Source organism: uncultured Aquimonas sp., assembly GCF_937888285.1.
GTDB lineage: Bacteria > Pseudomonadota > Gammaproteobacteria > Xanthomonadales > Xanthomonadaceae > Aquimonas.
Map to the genome: position 1 here is coordinate 18,911 of NZ_CALART010000002.1, position 16,424 is coordinate 35,334.

Consider the following 16,424-nt stretch of genomic DNA (forward strand, 5'->3'; position numbering starts at 1 on the left):
GGCGTGCCGGCGGCTTACGGGTTGGCAGCTGCGGCATCGCGGTCCTGCAGCTCCTGCTGGATCTGCTTGAGCCGCGCGCCGCTCAGCGGGTAGGCGAAGGCGAGAGCAGCGGCGAGCAGGGCGAACACGCCGGGCACCAGGGTTTGCAGCAGCTGGATGCCGGCTTCCGAGGCGCCGCTCTGGGCCTGGTTGGCGGCATAGCCGATGGCGGCCAGCACCCACAGCAGGGCCGCCGAGCCCAGCGAGCCCCCAAGCTTCTGCGAGAAGGTCGCCGCCGCGAAGGTCATCGCGGTGGCGCGGCGGCCGTGTCGCCACTCACCGAAGTCGGCGCTGTCGGCGTACATCGACCAGGTCAGCGGCGATTTCGGCCCCAGCGCCAGGCTGATCAGAATGTTCAGCGCGAAGATCAGCGCGATGTGCTCGGGGCCGACGAACCAGAAGGCGGTCGAGAGTGTCGCCACGATCAGCATCAGCACCGCCAGCAGGCGTGCCTTGTCGAACAGACGGATCAGCAGCGGCGCCAGCGCGGCGCCCGCGGCATAGGCCAGCATCTGCACGAGCAGATAGTCGGGCAGCAGATCCGGGCGCTTCAGCCAGTAGGTGAAGTAGTAGTAGGCCGAGCCGGCACGCAGGGTGATCGTCAGCATGATCAGCATGGCGAGGCCAAACAGGATCAGCCAGGGGCGGTTGCGCAGGAGATCGCGCAGGTCGGTGGCCGGCGAGCTCGTCTGCGCGGGCGGCGGTGCGATGCGCTGCCGCGTGCTGGCGAAGGTCAGCGCGAAGAGGCCGCAGGCGATCACGCCATACAGGGCCATCGTCAGCGGCCAGCCGCGCTGCGGATCGCCGTTGCCAAGCAGGTCGACGAGCGGCAGGGTGAACTTGTTGACCAGGGCGCCGCCGCCGAAGGCGAACAGGAAGCGCAGACTGTTCAGCGTCGTGCGCTCTTCGCTGCGCGCGCTCATCACGCCGCTGAGTGCGGAGTAGGGCGTGCTGAGCACGGTGTAGGCCAGCATCAGCCCGGTGAAGCTCGCGTAGGCCCAGACCAGCTTGCCGTCCTCGTCCAGGTCTGGCGTGCTGAAGGTGACCACGCCCATCACCGCCAGCGGCAGCGCGCCGACCAGCAGCCAGGGCCGGAACTGCCCCCAGCGCGTGCGCGTGCGGTCGGCGACGGCACCCATCAGCGGGTCGGTGACGGCATCGAACAGGCGAGTGACGAACAGCAGGGTGCCGGCGGCCGCAGCGCCGAGGCCAAACACGTCGGTGTAGAAGGCCGCCAGAAAGGAGGCGATGGTCGTCCAGTACAGATTGAAGCCGAGATCGCCGGCGCCGTAGCCGAGGCGCTCGCCCCAGCGCAGGCGGGCCTGTCGATCGGCGGGCGATGGCGCTGGGCTCACGGGCGTGTCCATGGCCCGGACGTCAGGGTACGAGCCGGATGCGACCGAACACGCCGGCGTCGAGGTAGAGGCGATTGCGGTCTCCTTCGATCGGTGGCACGTCGACATCGGCCATCAGTCGGCTGCGTTCGCCGGGCGCATCGCTGTCACACCAGGCGAGGGCGAAGCCGATGACGTCACCCGCGTTGAGTGGGCGCGCTTGCCACACCTCGCCCGTCGCCAGCGTTGCTGGATCAGGATAGAGCCGGATCCGCGCCTCCCAGACCAGCAGATGTGGTGCGCCCTGACTGCGTCGCCACACCGCTTGTACATGGTCGTTCAGCAGGATCGGTTCGCCCGCGCTGTCGATGTCGACTACCTGGCCGTCGAGTGCAACGTGATAGGCGAAGGCGCTGTGACTGGTCTTGTGATCGCCCCCGCTGGCGTCCTCGTCGACCAGGATTTCCAGCGCGTCGTCGGCCCAGTAGTTCTTCAGCGGGTCGGGCTCGCCATCGCTGAGCACGTTGTCGCGGATCTCGGCCAGCAGGTACAGCGCATCTTCGCGCCAGAGCAGGCGGTAGCGGCCGCTGAAGTCGGCTGCATCGTCCGGCGTCGAGCCCACCGGAGCATGCGTGAGTGCGCGCCACTCTGCCGCAGCCCACACGGTTTCCTCAGCATGACCGTCGATCAACGGCGCTTCGGCGGCAACGTGCACCATGCGCGGATTCGACTCTGTCTGCGGAGCGCCGTTGCAGCCGGCCGACGCTATCGACAGGGCAAGCGCGAGTCTCACGCCGTGAATGAGCTGGCTCATCCCAGCAGACCCACGCGCGCCGCTCCCAGGGTGCCGACATCGGTGCTGCCGATGCGGAAGGTTGGCGTCCGCGCCAGCAGCGGGGTGAAGCGGCCCTTGTCGATGAAAGCTGCGCGGAACAGCGCCTCGCCGCGCTCGTCCAGCACGTGCGGAAGCAGGCCGCCGGCGAGATAGACCCCCGCCCAGCCGCCGTAGAGCAGCACCGCGTCGCCAGCGAAGCGGCCCAGGATGCTGCAGAACAGATCGATCGCGCTGCGCGCGTCGGGATCGCCGTTACGGGCCGCGGCCACCACCGCGGTGGAATCGTGCAGACGCATCTCGCGCCCGCGCGCCATATGCACGCAGGCATCGTGCAGGTTGACCAGGCCCTCTCCGCACAGGAGACGCTCGTAGGAGACACGGCCGTAGCGTCGCTGCAGGAAGCGCAGGATGAAGATCTCGCGCTCGTCGTGCGGGGCGAAGCTGGCGTGTCCGCCCTCGGTTTCCAGCACCGCCAGCCCGCGCGCGTCACGCCGTATTGCCGCAGCACCCAGACCGGTGCCGGGGCCCAGCACCACCTGCACCGCGGCGGTGTCGAAGGCGGCGCCCGGCGCATCGCCGATCGGATGCAGATCGGCTTCGCTCAAACCTGGCACCGCCCAGGCCACGGCAGCGAAATCGTTGATCACCTGCAGCTCGCGGAAGCCGATGCGGCGCTTGAGCGCCTGGATCGAGAAGCTCCAGCGGCTGTTGGTCAGGATCACCTGGTCGTCCAGCACCGCCCCCGCCACCGCCAGCACCGCGCGCTCCGGCACGGGCTCGCCGCTGGCCGAGAAATAGGCGTCGAGCGCCGACTCGATGCCGTCGTGGTCGGCGACCTTGAGACTGCGCTGCGCGGCCAGCCTGACCCGTTCGTTCTCGCCCAACGCGGCGGTCGCGAAGCGGGCGTTGGTGCCGCCGATGTCGGCGGCGAGGCAGCGCAGGTGCGCCGCGGCCGCGGCGTCGCGGCGCGATTCAAGCAGCAGGCTCATCGCGATGGGGTCCTGGACGACGCGCCGGGGCGATGGCGCGGGTATGCTTGCGCACCGATATCGCTGTCATCACGACGGCGGGCGGCAAACGGGGATGGGGGGTTATGGGCGGTCGGGTGACCATCGATGATGTCGCGGCTGCAGCCGGCGTCTCGCCGAAGACGGTGTCGCGGGTCATCAACAGCGAGCCGAACGTGCGCGCGCAGACGCAGGAGCGCGTGCGCGCGGCGATCGAGAAGCTGAACTTCCGGCCTGACCCTTCCGCGCGCAGCCTCGCCGCCAGTCGCTCGTATCTGATCGGCGTGGTCTACGACAACCCGTCGGACAGCTATCTGATGGAGATCATCAGCGGCGTGCTCGACACCTGCCAGGCCCAGCATTACCAGACCCTGCTGTGTCCGCTGCGTTTCGACCGCGATGACTTGCTGCGCGAGGTGGACTCGCTGATCGCGCAGTCGCGGCCAGGTGGCCTGGTGCTGACGCCGCCGCTGACCGACAACGACGCGCTGCTGGCCCATCTGCGCACGCTCGGCGTGCCCTTCGCCTGCATTTCGCCCAAACAGCCGGAGGGCTGCGGGGTGACCTTCGACGAGCGCCAGGCGGCGCGCGAGATGGTCAGGCATCTGGTCGACCTGGGTCATCGTCGGATCGCGCACATCCGCGGCCATGTCGCGCACGGCGCCTCGAGCTGGCGTGTCGACGGCTATCGCGATGCCCTGCAGGACGCCGGGATCGAGTTCGATCCGGCGCTGGTCGTGCAGGGCGAGTTCTCTTTCGATTCGGGCATGCAGGCCGCGCGCATGCTGCTCGATCTCGAGCAGCCACCGACTGCGATCTTCGCTGCCAACGACGACATGGCCGCGGGTGTGGTGCGGGTGGCGCTGGAGCGCGGTCTCTCGATTCCCGCCGAGCTGTCGGTCTGCGGTTTCGACGACATCCCGATCGCGCACCAGATCTTTCCCGCGCTGACCACCGTGCGGCAGCCTGCGCGCGAGATGGGGGCGAGTGCTGCCGCCGAGCTGCTCAAGTGCATGCGCGACCCGGCGCAGGCGGGCATGCGGCAGCTGCCCTACAGCCTGTGCCTGCGCGCAAGCACCGGCCCAGCGCCCAGGCAGCGCGTGAGCAGCCGGGGCAAACGCTGACCGGCAATTCGTTTCGAGATCCACGACGCGACCTCAGCCCAGGCTCGCGTAGATCAGGATCAGCACCGCGCTCACCGCCACTGCGCCGAGATTGAAGCCGGCGGTGGTCGCGAAGCCGCCCTCGGGCAGCGCCTGCGATTTCGGCTGTGCCTTCCAGCCCTGCAGGGCGGAGATGCCCAGCGCGATCGCGCAGCAGGCCAGGAACACGTAGCCGACGCGATCCATGAACGGCAGCTCGGGCAGCCAGATGCGCGCTGCGATCGACAGCAGGAAGGAGCCGAGCGCCGCGGCGAGCGCGCCGAGCGCTGTCGTCTGCCGTACGAAGACGCCGAGCAGGAAGATCGCGCAGATGCCGGGCGTGAAGAAACCGGTGAACTCCTGGATGTACTGGAAGGCCTGCTCGAAGCCGCCCAGCAGCGGGCGCGCGCAGATCACCGCCAGCAGCAGGGCCACGGCGCCGGCGATGCGGCCGCTGCGCACCAGGCCACGATCACTGGTCCGGGGCCTGAACTGGTGCAGCAGGTCCATGGTGAACAGGGTGGCGACCGAGTTCATCATCGAGCCCACGGATGACACGATGGCGGCGATCAGGGCAGCGAAGATCAGGCCGCGGATGCCCGCGGGGGCGAGCTTCATCATCTCCGGATAGGCCTGGTCAGGCTTGGCGAGATCCGGCGCCAGGAACAGCGCCGCCATGCCGGGCACGACGATGATCAGCGGCATCAGCATCTTCAGCGCAGCGGCGAACAGGATGCCCTTCTGGGCTTCCTTCAGGCTGCCGGCGGCCAGCGCACGCTGGATGATGTACTGGTTGAAACCCCAGTAGGAGAGGTTCATCACCCACATGCCGCCGAGCAGCACGCTCAGCCCCGGCAGGTTGGCGTACTGCGGGTTGTCGGGCGAGAGGATCATGTCGAAGCGCTCGGGCATGCGCTCGTACATGGTGGCGAGACCCGCCCAGGCGCCGGCGCCCTCGGCGACGCGGTCCAGCGCGATCCAGGCGACGATCAGTCCGCCTAGCACCAGCAGCACGACCTGGATGATGTCGGTCATCGCCACTGCGCGCAGGCCGCCGTACAGCGAATACGCGAGTGCGAAGGCCGCCAGCGCGAGCAGGCCTGACGTCATGTCGAGGCCGGTCAGCGCATTGATGGCGAGCGCGCCCAGCCACAGCACCGAAGTGAGGTTCACGAACACGTACACGCCGAGCCAGAACACCGCCATCACCGTCTTGACGCTGCGGTCGTAGCGCTGTTCCAGGTACTGCGGCATGGTGTAGATGCCGGAGCGCAGCAGCACCGGCAGGATGAACTTGCCGACCAGGATCAGGGTGATCGCCGCCATCCATTCGTAGCTGGCGATGGCAAGCCCCATGGCATAGCCCGAACCCGACATGCCGATGATCTGTTCGGCGGAGATGTTGGCGGCGATCAGCGAGGCGCCGACCGCCCACCAGGGCAGGCTGCGGCCGGCCAGGAAATAGTCGTTGGCAGTTCGCTCATGGCCGGCGGGCTCGCGCGAGATCCAGGTGGCGAGGCCGATCAGGCCGACCGCATAGATGGCGACCACGGCCAGGTCGAGGGTCGAGAGTGCGGACACGGTAGCTCCTTGGCCCGGGTGTGCGGCCCCGGCGGCAGGCGGTCGAAAAAGGCGGCGCGGAGACGGGGAGCACTCCGCGCCGATGGCAAAGCGGGCTGTCGCTGCTGTGGCAACTGCATCTGCTGCGGCCGGTATCGCGCTCGCCGATACCGGCCATCCGGAAATCGCAGGCTCGCGAAAGGCGAATGCGCCCCTGGCGTCGGTCACGCCGTCCCTGGCGTCGACCGTTCCACAGCCCCAGCCGATCTGAGGCGCCGCGCAAGCGGCGCCCGGCACCTCAGAACTGGTAGCGCACGCGCAGGCCGTAGGTGCGCGGATCGTTCAGGAAACGGATGTTCAGCTGCGAACCGACCAGGGCCTTCTGCGAGACATCGTCACCCAGCAGGTTCGAGGCCCACAGCTCGAAGCGCCAGCTGCTGTTGGCCGGGGTGTAGCCGGCGCCGGCATTGATCGTCGTGTACGCGCTCTGGCGGTCCGGGAAGCCCGCGGTTGCCGCGTCCTCGACGCGCGAGACCGTGCCCGCCGTGTCGGACACGAACACCACGTCGCGGTTGTTGAACTGGGTGAGGTAGTAGGCCGAGCGGTAGCTGGCCAGGATCTGCCAGTCGAACACGCCGTTGCCGAGGTCGAACATGTGCTGCAGTCGCGCGTTCAAGGTCAGCTTCGAGGACAGCGGCAGCTCGTTGCCCGACAGGTCGATCTCGGAGGTGATGCCGCCCAGACCGTAGTCGATGCTGCGGACGTCGGCGACCACGCCGCTCTTGATCTCGGTGTCGAGAAGCAGGGCGTTCAAGGTCAGCGTCCAGTCGCGCGAGAGGCTGAGCATGCTCTCGGCTTCCACGCCCATGATCCGCGACTTGCCGACGTTGCGATTGGCGAGCGCGAAGCCCGTGGCTTCGCCGGTCTCCGGGTTGAAGGCGATCGCGGTGAGGTCCTGGAAGACCTGGTCGCGGTAGTCGTAGAAGAAGCCGGCGACGTTGAAGGTCGAGCGACGGCCACGGAAGTCGAAGCTCTGCTTGGAGCCCAGCTCGAAGGCGGTGATCTTCTCCGGCTTGTAGGTCTCCGGGATCACGTTGATGTCGAAGCTGTCGTTGAAGCCGCCCGACTTGTGGCCGGTCGAGACCGTGCCGTAGAAGAGATGGTCATCCGACAGATCCTTCTCGAAGCCGAGCCGGAAATCGTTGAAGGTGAACTCACTGCTGCCCTCCTGCTGAGAGGGAATGCCGAGCGAGATCCACGGATGCGAACCGCTGGGCGTGCAGCTCAGGTTGCCTCCACCGGTGTCCGGGCGATCCACGCAGCCGCCGTTGGGATTCGTGCCGTCGGCGATCGGGCCGATCTGCTGGAAGATGGTGTCGTTGCGGCCAGCGGCGAGGATGCCCTGCAGCAGGAAGCGAGCGCGATCGGCATTGCTGGTGATGTTGCGGACATCGAAGTTCGGGCGCCGGGTCAGCGCCGGCAGGAAGCCCGGGGTGCCGAGGCGCACCGAGAAGCAGCAGCCGTCCTCGGCGCCGAGGCCGATCGTCCAGTTGCCGCCGATGCCGTAGCGGTACTTCGATTCGTCGGTGTAGCGCAGGCCGCCCTTCAGGCGGAAGCTGTCGGTGACGTCGAAGGTGCCGTCGCCAAACACCGCCCAGGAGTCGCTGTTGACGTCGGGCATGGTGAACTCGGTGCCCGAGTAGAACACGCCCTTGTCGGCCAGCGAGAACAGTCCGACCTGCTGGTCTTCCTTGAAGTAGAAGCCGCCCGCGGTCCAGCGGAAGCGCGCGGAGTCGGGCGAGAACAGAAGCAGCTCATGGGTGTAGGACTTCGACAGGGTCTCCCAGTAGTTGGTCGAGAACAGGTCGTAGTCCGGACGCGTGGCGTCGCCGCTGCCGGGCGGACGCGGCTCCAGGTTGCGGCCGGGCCAGGTCACGCCGGCGCTGTTGGCATTGGTCTGGGTGAAATCGACGTCGCGGAACGAGGTGTTGTACTCGACGCGCAGGCCGCCGAAGTCGTAGGACAGGCTGCCCATCACGCCCTTGTTGGTCGAGTCCAGCGTGCCCTGGATGCCGTAGTAGACGACCTCGCGCAGGTTGATGTCGTCCGGGTTGAAGCCCTCCAGCGCTGCGCCATAGATGTTGGCGCCGGGGTAGCCGGTGCCGCCTTCCTGGCCGTAGTCGGCCATCAGGAACACGCGCAGGGCCTCGTTCGGCTCCCACAGGAAGGACAGGCGCGCCGCATCCTCGTTCTGGTAGCCGGCGGGCTTGAGCGAGGGATCGCCCACGTTCTTGTAGGAGGTCTCCTTCTCGACGTGGTAGCCGGACAGGCGGAGGGCCGCGGTGCTGCCCAGCGGCAGGTTCAGGCCGAACTCACCGCCGACATGGTCGCGGCTGCCGACCTCGCCCAGTGCGTAGCCACTGGTCTCGCCGAGCTGCGGCTTGACAGTGACGATGTTGAGGCTGCCGCCCAGCGCGTTGCGCCCGCGCACGGTGCCCTGCGGACCCTTGTTGACCTCGACGCGCTCGACGTCGAAGAACATCGCGCCGAGGCCGCGCGGCCGGGCGATGTAGGCGCCGTTGATGTGCGGTGCCGCGCCGGGATCACCGAGCTCGGTGTTGTTGGACGAACCGACGCCGCGGATGAAGATCTCGACGTTGCCTTCCTGGTTGGCGATGCTCAAGCCGGGAATCACGGTCTGCACGTTGCGCAGCTCGTTGTTGATGCCGAGCGAGCGCAGCTCGTCGCCGGTGAAGGCCTGGGCCGTGCCTGCGTACTTCTGCATGTCCTGCTCGCGGCGATCGACCGTCACGGTGATCGTGTCGAGTTCCTTGGCGCGCTCTTCGCTATCACGCTCGCTGTCCTGCGCACCGGCCGGGCCGGCGAGGACGATCGCGGTGAGTGCCACGGCCGTGGCGACGGCCAGACGATGACGGCGCGGCGTCGGCCGGCCCTGGTACTGAGTGCTGCGCATTGTCGATCCCCTCCCGGCGCCTGCGGCTGTGTTCGCCCGTGCGCCCTGTTGACTGCCCCAAACACCCGCCGCGTCGCGGCGGGAATCCTCTTGTGCGACGGGCCTGAGCCCGTTCGCGCTGTGTTCCGTCACGCCCCCGGGCGTGGCGCAGATCCCTTAGGCACAGATCAAGTCCCTCCTGGCCTTGATCAGTGGAAGCCGGTCCGGCACATGTCCGGACTCGCTTTCGCCGGATCGAGCACTTACGTGCTTGACCCATGGGCGCGCCCTCCATGGCGCGCGACAACGCTGAATCCTTCAGCGTTGCCCTTACTCGCTGCCGCAGGCCAGCACGAGCTCGGCATCGGTGCCGAGTTCGACGGTGGCGATGCGCAGCGCGGTGCCGGCGCCGGCTTCGAGCTGCAGCGCCGCATCCACGCGGTCGACCTTGAGGCCACCGCTGCGCAGGCACTTCAGCGGCAGGCCGACGCGCAGCCACTGTCCGCGCACGGCGCCAAGCCGCGTGCCCAGATCGACGCTGGCCGCGCAGCCCTCGCCGCAGCCCATGCCGAGCCGCAGTCCTTCATCCCCGAGAGCGTCCAGCCGCAGCCGGACCAGCAGGCGCACGTCGCCATTGGTCTCGCGCTCGATGTCGACGGGCTCGTCCAGCTGCAGGCGCAGTGCGCCCTTCGCGCTCCAGCTGAGCGCACGGGCGTCCTCCTGGGCGAGGTGGTCGACCGCGCGCAGTTCTACGGCACCCGCCGGGCTGCGTGCGGGGCCGTTGCCGACGACGCCCAGGCTGCCCTGCGAATCCACCAGCTCGAAGCGCGCCCCGGCGGCCAGTGCGCCGCGCGCGAACCATTGGCCGCTGCGGGTCACGGCCGACAGGTCGATGTCCTCGGGCAGCGCGGCGAGCTCGCCGTCCTGGCCGTAGCGCAGGCCGTGGCCGAAGGCGAACAGCGGGGCGTAGTCGGCATCGCCCACGTTCAGGGTGTACTGGTCCGCGCGCGCCGGCCAGGAGAACGAAAGGCGGCCGTGGAAGTCGTGCTGGACCTCGCCATCGGCCGCGCGCAGAAGGACATCGGCGACACCAGCACCCTCGCTGCCCGGCAGCCAAGCAGCGACGAAGGCATCGGAGGCATTGAGCTCGCGATTGACCCACAGCGGGCGGCCCGACAGGAACACCGCGACCACCGGAATGCCCTCGGTGCGCAGGCGCAGCAGCAGGTCGAGGTCACGGCGGTCGTCGGGGCGGTAGGCGAGGGTGTCGACATCGCCCTGGAATTCGGCGTAGGGATCCTCGCCGAACACCACCACGGCGACATCCGGGCGCTGCTGGAAGCGGCCGTCGACGGCCAGCTCGGCCTGTCCGCCAGCGGCTTCGACCTGCGCGCGCAGCCCTTGCCAGATCGAGGTCGCGCCGGGGAAATCGGAGGGCTGGGTGCCAGTGCCCTGCCAGGTCAGGGTCCAGCCGCCGCTCTGCTTGGCCACGCTGTCGGCGCCATCGCCGGCCACACCGATGCGCCGCTTTGGATCCAGCGGCAGCAGTTGGCCGGCATTCTTCAGCAGCACCAGCGAACGGCGCACGGCCTCGCGCGCCACGGCGCGGTGTTCCGGCGCGCCGATCAGCTCGAAGCGCCCGCCGAGCGCGCGTTCCGACGGTTTGGGCGCGTCGATCAGGCCCATAGACAGCTTCACGCGCAGAATCCGCGCGACCGCCTCGTCGATGCGCTCGGGGCTGAGGCGCTTGGTGCGCGCGGCGGCCAGCGTGTTGCTGTACAGATCACGCCAGCTGTCCGGCGCCATGAACATGTCGACGCCGGCCTCGATCGAGGCCGGACAGTCGGTCGGCGTGCAGCCGGGCACCTGGCCGTGGCCGTTCCAGTCGCCGACCACAAAGCCGTCGAAGCCCATGCGTCCGCGCAGGACATCGGTGAGCAGGCCGCGATGGCCGTGCAGCTTCACGCCATTCCAGCTGGAGAAGCTGGCCATGACGGTCTGCACGCCCGCCGCGATGGCCGGTGGATAGCCGGCCGCATGGATGTCGCGCAGTTCGGCCTCGCTGACGCGGGTATCGCCCTGGTCGCGGCCATCGGCGGTGCCACCGTCGCCGACGAAGTGCTTGGCCGCGGACAGCACGCGCTGCTCGCCGAGGAAATCCGAGCGGCCGGGCACGCCCTGCAGGCCATGCACGACGGCAGCGGCATAGCTGGCCACCACGGCGGGATCTTCCGAGAAACCTTCGTAGCTGCGACCCCAGCGGTCGTCGCGCGGGACCGTGAGGGTGGGGGCGAAGGTCCACTCGGCGCCGGTCACGCGCAGCTCGCGGGCAGTGATTTCGGCGATGCGTCCAACCAGCGCGGGGTCGCGCGTCGCGCCCAGCCCGATGTTGTGCGGGAACAGGGTCGCGCCAACAACGTTGTTGTGGCCATGCACGGCGTCGATGCCGAACAGAAGCGGAATCGCGGTGCCGCGACGGCTGGCGTTGGCAGCGTGGAAGGCGTCGGCCAGGGCCAGCCATTCCTGCGCGGTAGCGAAGGCCTTGCCGCCGGGCGCGGAATTGCCGCCAGCGAGGATCGAGCCCAGAGGATAGCGGCGCAGCTCCTCGGGGCGGATGCTGCCGATGTCGGCCTGGATCAGCTGGCCGACCTTTTCTTCGAGCGTCATTCGCGACAGCAGCTCGGCCACGCGCGCTTCAATCGCGTCTTCGCGCTTCAGGCCGGCCTGCGTCTGCGGCCACTGTGCCGGGTCGACTTCCGCGGTTCTATCCGGACCTGCCCAAGCGGCTGCCGCCGACAGCAGCGCACAGGCCGCCGCAGCGCCGATCGACAGGCCTCGGGCCTGTTTGTTCAGGCGTCGGGCCAAACGCTCCCGCGCCGCGGACTGCGCGTGGCAGCCGGCCGAAACTGGTGGATTCACGATGTCCCTCCCGCCACTTGGAACGCATCCGCGGTGCGCGGATGCCGCTGGCGTCTTGATGCGCCGTGGACGCTAACTTTGCCCAAACTGACATCGCTGTCAATCACTTTCTTCGCAATCGGATCACTATGGCTCGAGGAGAGGTGCTGGCCTCCGAGCACCGTGTCTGGTGAGGCAAGTAGAGCCAGCGCGCGCGGGCGGTATCCTTTCTTCGCTCGCTGGGCGCGGCTGCGAAAGTTCAGCCGGGCAGGGCGAACAGGCGGCGCGCGTTGGCGCTGGACTGTTCCGCAACGGACCCAATGCTGGTGTCGCGCAGTGCGGCGATACAGGCCGCGACCTCGACCACGCGCGAGGGCAGGTTGCGCTGGCCGCGGTAGGGCATCAGCGGCTGGTCGGGAGCGTCGGATTCCAGCAGCAGGAACTCGATTGGCATCGTCGCGACGAGCTCGCGCAAGCGCTGCGCGCGCGGGTAGGTCACCGGCCCGCCGATGCCGAGCAGGAAGCCGAGGTCGAACAGCTGGCGCGCCTGCTCGGCGCTGCCAGCGTAGCTGTGCACCACCCCACGCAGGCGGCCGCGATAGCGCTTGAGCGCGATCAGCGTGGCCTCGACCGCGCGACGCGCGTGCAGAATCACCGGCAGTCCGGCCGCAGCGGCAAGCGTGAGCTGCGCCTCGAAGTAGTGCTGCTGTTCAGCGGGGTCCAGTGTCTCGACGTAGAAATCGAGGCCGAACTCGCCGACCGCGACCGGTTGTTCCTTGTGCAGCCAGGTTTCGAGCAGGTCGAGATGCTCGCGCCGGTGCTCGGCGAGGAACATCGGATGCAGCCCATAAGCGGGATACAGATCGCGCTCGCTCGCACAGAGTTCGCGCAGGCCAGGCCAGCTGGCTGCAGTGACCGCTGGGATCACCTGGGCCACGATGCCGGCGGCGCGCGCCTGTGCGAGAACCGCACCGCGGTCGCCATCGAACTCCGGCGCATCCAGATGGCAGTGGCTGTCGATCAGCTGCACGTGGGGCTCGCGACTCAGGCCTTGTCGACGCGGCGGGCTTCGCCCTCGATCGGCGCGCGCGGCGGAACATCAGCGCCTTCCTGAGCGTTGCCGCCGCGTCGCTGTTTCCAGCTGCCGAGCAGCAGGGTGGCCGAGAACAGCAGCAGTTCGTCGACGAAGGGCAGGGGATCGGGCACGAACAGGGTGAGCAGGAACAGCGTCGCGGTAGCCAGCGCCAGCTGCGGAAAACGCAGGCGCTGCAGGCGGCGTCGCAGGAAGTTCGGCAGCAGGGCGATGAGGAATCGGGGCATGGGAGAGCCGGGATCGGGGATTCGGGATTCGAGATTCGGGAGCGCGTCGCGTGCACGTCCTGCTCGCCCGCCGAGGTTAGCGCGACCAGCGCGCAGGCGCGCTTCCGTGCGCTGAACCGCGCGTGGCGAGGCTCTTGAGTTGCCCGTCGCCCACAACGTGACAGGCCCGCACATGGCGGGCCTGTCTGGTGTTCAGCGATGTCAGCGCGAACTCCGCGAGCGCGGCTCGACTCAGCGGCTGCGATCGCCGCTCTGGGCGCGGCGCGGCTGGCCGCCGTGCGGGCCGTTGCCCTTGGGTGCCGCGTTGCCGCCGGCGCCCTGTCCACCCGGACGACCGCCGCTGCCCGGACGGGCACCGCCGCCGCGACGGGCCTGCGGGCGCGGGGCGCCGGAGGGGCGCGGAGCCGGGCGATTGACCTGCAGGGCATGGCTCGGCTCGAAGCCGGCGATGACCTGCTGCGGGATCTCGCGGCCGATCAGCTTGTGGATGTCGCGCAGCTGGCCGACTTCCTCGTGGCAGACCAGCGAGATCGCGTGGCCCGTGCTGCCGTTGCGGCCGGTGCGGCCGATGCGGTGCACGTAGTCCTCGGCCACCATCGGCAGGTCGAAGTTGATCACCGCCGGCAGCTGGTCGATGTCGATGCCGCGGGCCGCGATGTCGGTGGCGACCAGGGTGCTGATGCGGCCCGACTTGAAGTCGCTCAGGGCCTTGGTGCGGGCACCCTGGCTCTTGTTGCCGTGGATCGCGGCGGCGCGCAGGCCCGCGGCTTCGAGCTGGCGCACCAGCCGGTCGGCGCCGTGTTTGGTGCGGCTGAACACCAGCGTCTGACGGCGGCTGTCCTCGCTGAGGACATGCAGCAGCAGGTCGCGCTTCTTGGCGGTGTCGACCGGGTAGACGACGTGCTCGATCATCGCCACGGTGCTGTTGCGCGGGGTGACCTGCACTTCCGACGGATTCTTCAGGAACTGCTGGGCCAGCTCGCGGATCGGGTCGGCGAAGGTGGCGGAGAACAGCAGGGTCTGGCGGGTGTGCGGGACGCGCGAGACGATGCGCTTGATCGCCGGCAGGAAGCCCATGTCGAGCATGCGGTCGGCCTCGTCGAGCACCAGCACTTCGATGTGCGACAGATCGATCGTGCCCTGGCCCATGTGGTCGATCAGGCGGCCGGGCGTGGCGACCAGGATGTCGACGCCGCGGCGCAGGGCATCGATCTGCGGGCTCATGCCGACGCCGCCGAACACGGTGGTCGAACGGATGCGCAGCTGCTTGCCGTAGTCGCGGATGCTTTCCTGCACCTGCGCCGCGAGTTCGCGGGTGGGGGTCAGCACCAGCGCGCGCGGGCGCTTGCCCTGCGCCGGTTGGCCGCCGGCCAGACGCTGCAGCAGCGGCAGTGCGAACGCCGCGGTCTTGCCCGTGCCGGTCTGGGCGCCGGCCAGCACATCGCGGCCTTCCAGCACCAGCGGGATGGCCTGCTGCTGGATTTCGGTGGGCTGCGTGTAGCCGAGATTGGACAAAGCGCGCAGCAGCGGGCTGGAGAGCCCGAGGGTTTCAAAGGACATTGGAACTTCCGTGGGAGGTCCCGAGCGCTCCCTGCAACCGCGCTCAAGGGATGGATCGAACGGCGAGGATTCGCCTGCGACCGTCAACGCGAACACCGCGTCGAGGACAGCTCCGAGGAGGGGAAAGGGCGGCGGCTGGACCCGGCGGTTTCCATGCGGCCTCTGGCCGGTGAGGGAAACTTGAGGCCCTGGGGAGAGCGCACGGCACCTCGGGGCGTGGCGGAGACTACAGCACGCGCCGCCCCGGGTCACTTCAATTCGTGTGAACTCTGCTGAACGGAGGCCTCGCCGTTCACAGAATGCGCTTGGCGCCGAGGTAGTGATCGCGCCAGTAGTGGCCATCCAGCGCATCCAGCCGCACCGTGCCGCCGCTGCTCGGCGCGTGCACGAAGCGGCCCTCGCCGACATAGATGCCCGCATGGTTGACCCGGCCGCGGCTGCCGAAGAACACCAGATCGCCCGACGCAAGCTGTGCCCGGCGCACGTCGCGTCCGCGCATGGCCTGCAGTTCGCGGGTGGTACGCGGCAGGCTGAGCGCTGCAGCCTGGCGGAACACATAGCCGATGAGGCCGCTGCAGTCGAAGCCACCGGCAGGCGTGTTGCCGCCATACCGATAGGGCGTGCCGACCAGCGAGATGGCGAGGAACAGCACGTCCTGGGCGGCATGGCCAACCACGCCTGCGCGGCCGTGATCGGCCCGCGGCGATGGGCTCGACGGCGCCTGCGGACGCTTCGGCGCCGAGCCGCAGGCGACCAGTGCGAGCAGGGCCAGGCCCAACAGCCAGCGCGGCGCGCCGTGACGCAGGCCCGAGCGGCGGCTATCCTTGCGCGTTGCGTCCAATCCGATCACCAGCGAAGACCCCAGCATGAAAGTCGAAGAAAACCGCGTCGTCCGTTTCCATTACACCGTGTCCGAAGGCGGCCGCGAAGTCGAGAGCTCGCGCAGCGTCGGCGAGCCGCTGGCCGTGCTGTTCGGCAAGGGCGGCCTGATCCCCGGCGTCGAGAAGGCGCTCGCGGGCCGCGAGTCCGGCGACACGGTGCAGGCCGAAGTGAGCCCGGAAGAAGGCTACGGCCCCTACCGCCCCGAGCTGACCCAGCGCGTGCCGAAGAAGCATTTCAAGAACATGCCCCTGGCCGTGGGCCAGACCGTGATGATGCAGACCCAGCAGGGCCCGCGCCCGATCACCATCAAGAAGGTCGGCATGAGCGTGGTCGACATCGACCTGAACCACCCGATGGCCGGCAAGCAGCTCAGCTTCGACATCGAGATCATCGAGGTACGCGAGGCCAGCGCCGAGGAGATCGATCACGGTCATGTGCACGGCGAAGGCGGCGTGCGGCACTGATTGCCCTGCTGCCTCCGCCTGCGCGGCGGGGGCAGCTTCATTGGGGATTCGGGATTCGCGATTCGGGATTGGGGATTCGCGAAGCGTTGAGGCCCGAGGCCTGCAGCTCGCCGCCCTTTCCGATCGATAAGCACGCCCGGAGCGTCGGATGGGGGACGGCGCAAGGCCCGGGCTTGCGAGCTGCCAATCCAGTTCTCGATGCCGCTGCCCCGGTCGCCGCGGCGAAGCTGCGCGCAAGTCGAAGCGGCGTCTGCAGTCTCAGCTTCAATGGCCTGAAAAGCAGAAGGCCCGCTCTTGCGAGCGGGCCTTCTGTCTTCAATCTGGTGCCCAAGAGAGGACTCGAACCTCCACGGGTCGCCCCGCTAGTACCTGAAACTAGTGCGTCTACCAATTCCGCCACCTGGGCAGGTGTCCCGCAGTGCGCGCCTTG

General features: G+C 68.8%; 12 protein-coding genes and 1 tRNA gene. 2 read left to right on the forward strand and 11 right to left on the reverse strand.

Annotation, left to right across the window (positions count from 1 at the left end; genetic code table 11):
* Positions 1–14: 14 nt before the first annotated feature.
* The 3 genes from Q0654_RS00160 to glk are packed head-to-tail and all read right to left on the reverse strand — an operon-like array spanning position 15 to position 3,197.
* The gene (locus tag Q0654_RS00160; protein WP_298849256.1) at positions 15–1,394 is read right to left on the reverse strand and encodes an MFS transporter; all 1,380 of its coding nucleotides are present in this window, start codon (positions 1,392–1,394) and stop codon (positions 15–17) included.
* Between the two features lie 22 nt (positions 1,395–1,416).
* Positions 1,417–2,187 carry a sugar-binding protein gene (locus Q0654_RS00165; protein WP_298849257.1) on the reverse strand — a complete coding sequence of 257 codons (771 nt, stop codon included), beginning with the start codon at positions 2,185–2,187 and terminating at the stop codon, positions 1,417–1,419.
* Complete coding sequence (gene glk / locus Q0654_RS00170; protein ID WP_298849259.1) at positions 2,184–3,197, reverse strand: glucokinase; 1,014 nt, start codon at positions 3,195–3,197, stop codon at positions 2,184–2,186. The genes Q0654_RS00165 and glk overlap by 4 nt, the downstream gene beginning before the upstream one ends.
* A gap of 116 nt (positions 3,198–3,313) precedes the next feature.
* Between glk and Q0654_RS00175 the strand changes: the two genes are divergently transcribed.
* A complete protein-coding gene (locus tag Q0654_RS00175) occupies positions 3,314–4,339 on the forward strand; it encodes a LacI family DNA-binding transcriptional regulator (protein WP_298849260.1) in 1,026 nt (341 codons plus the stop codon).
* 33 nt (positions 4,340–4,372) lie between these two features.
* Here Q0654_RS00175 and Q0654_RS00180 read toward each other — a convergent pair whose 3' ends face one another.
* The 7 genes from Q0654_RS00180 to Q0654_RS00210 form a co-directional block, all read right to left on the reverse strand.
* Positions 4,373–5,938, reverse strand: coding sequence for a sodium/sugar symporter (locus tag Q0654_RS00180; RefSeq protein WP_298849262.1), 1,566 nt, complete (start codon positions 5,936–5,938; stop codon positions 4,373–4,375).
* A 277-nt stretch (positions 5,939–6,215) separates the two neighbouring features.
* On the reverse strand, positions 6,216–8,891 hold the full coding sequence (locus Q0654_RS00185) for a TonB-dependent receptor (protein ID WP_298849264.1): 2,676 nt from the start codon (positions 8,889–8,891) through the stop codon (positions 6,216–6,218).
* Between the two features lie 309 nt (positions 8,892–9,200).
* Positions 9,201–11,789: a glycoside hydrolase family 3 protein gene (locus tag Q0654_RS00190; RefSeq protein ID WP_298849266.1), complete on the reverse strand. Its 2,589-nt coding sequence runs from the start codon at positions 11,787–11,789 to the stop codon at positions 9,201–9,203.
* A gap of 238 nt (positions 11,790–12,027) precedes the next feature.
* Positions 12,028–12,798, reverse strand: coding sequence for a TatD family hydrolase (locus tag Q0654_RS00195; RefSeq protein WP_298849268.1), 771 nt, complete (start codon positions 12,796–12,798; stop codon positions 12,028–12,030).
* 14 nt (positions 12,799–12,812) lie between these two features.
* Complete coding sequence (locus tag Q0654_RS00200; protein ID WP_298849270.1) at positions 12,813–13,088, reverse strand: DUF6116 family protein; 276 nt, start codon at positions 13,086–13,088, stop codon at positions 12,813–12,815.
* A gap of 231 nt (positions 13,089–13,319) precedes the next feature.
* Positions 13,320–14,648 carry a DEAD/DEAH box helicase gene (locus Q0654_RS00205; protein WP_298849271.1) on the reverse strand — a complete coding sequence of 443 codons (1,329 nt, stop codon included), beginning with the start codon at positions 14,646–14,648 and terminating at the stop codon, positions 13,320–13,322.
* A gap of 292 nt (positions 14,649–14,940) precedes the next feature.
* The gene (locus Q0654_RS00210) at positions 14,941–15,429 is read right to left on the reverse strand and encodes a C40 family peptidase (RefSeq protein ID WP_298849343.1); all 489 of its coding nucleotides are present in this window, start codon (positions 15,427–15,429) and stop codon (positions 14,941–14,943) included.
* 85 nt (positions 15,430–15,514) lie between these two features.
* Here Q0654_RS00210 and Q0654_RS00215 point away from each other — a divergent pair, with 85 nt between their 5' ends.
* Positions 15,515–15,994: a peptidylprolyl isomerase gene (locus Q0654_RS00215; protein WP_298849273.1), complete on the forward strand. Its 480-nt coding sequence runs from the start codon at positions 15,515–15,517 to the stop codon at positions 15,992–15,994.
* A gap of 321 nt (positions 15,995–16,315) precedes the next feature.
* Here the strand turns inward: Q0654_RS00215 and Q0654_RS00220 are convergent.
* Positions 16,316–16,400 (reverse strand) — tRNA-Leu (locus tag Q0654_RS00220).
* Positions 16,401–16,424 lie beyond the last annotated feature (24 nt).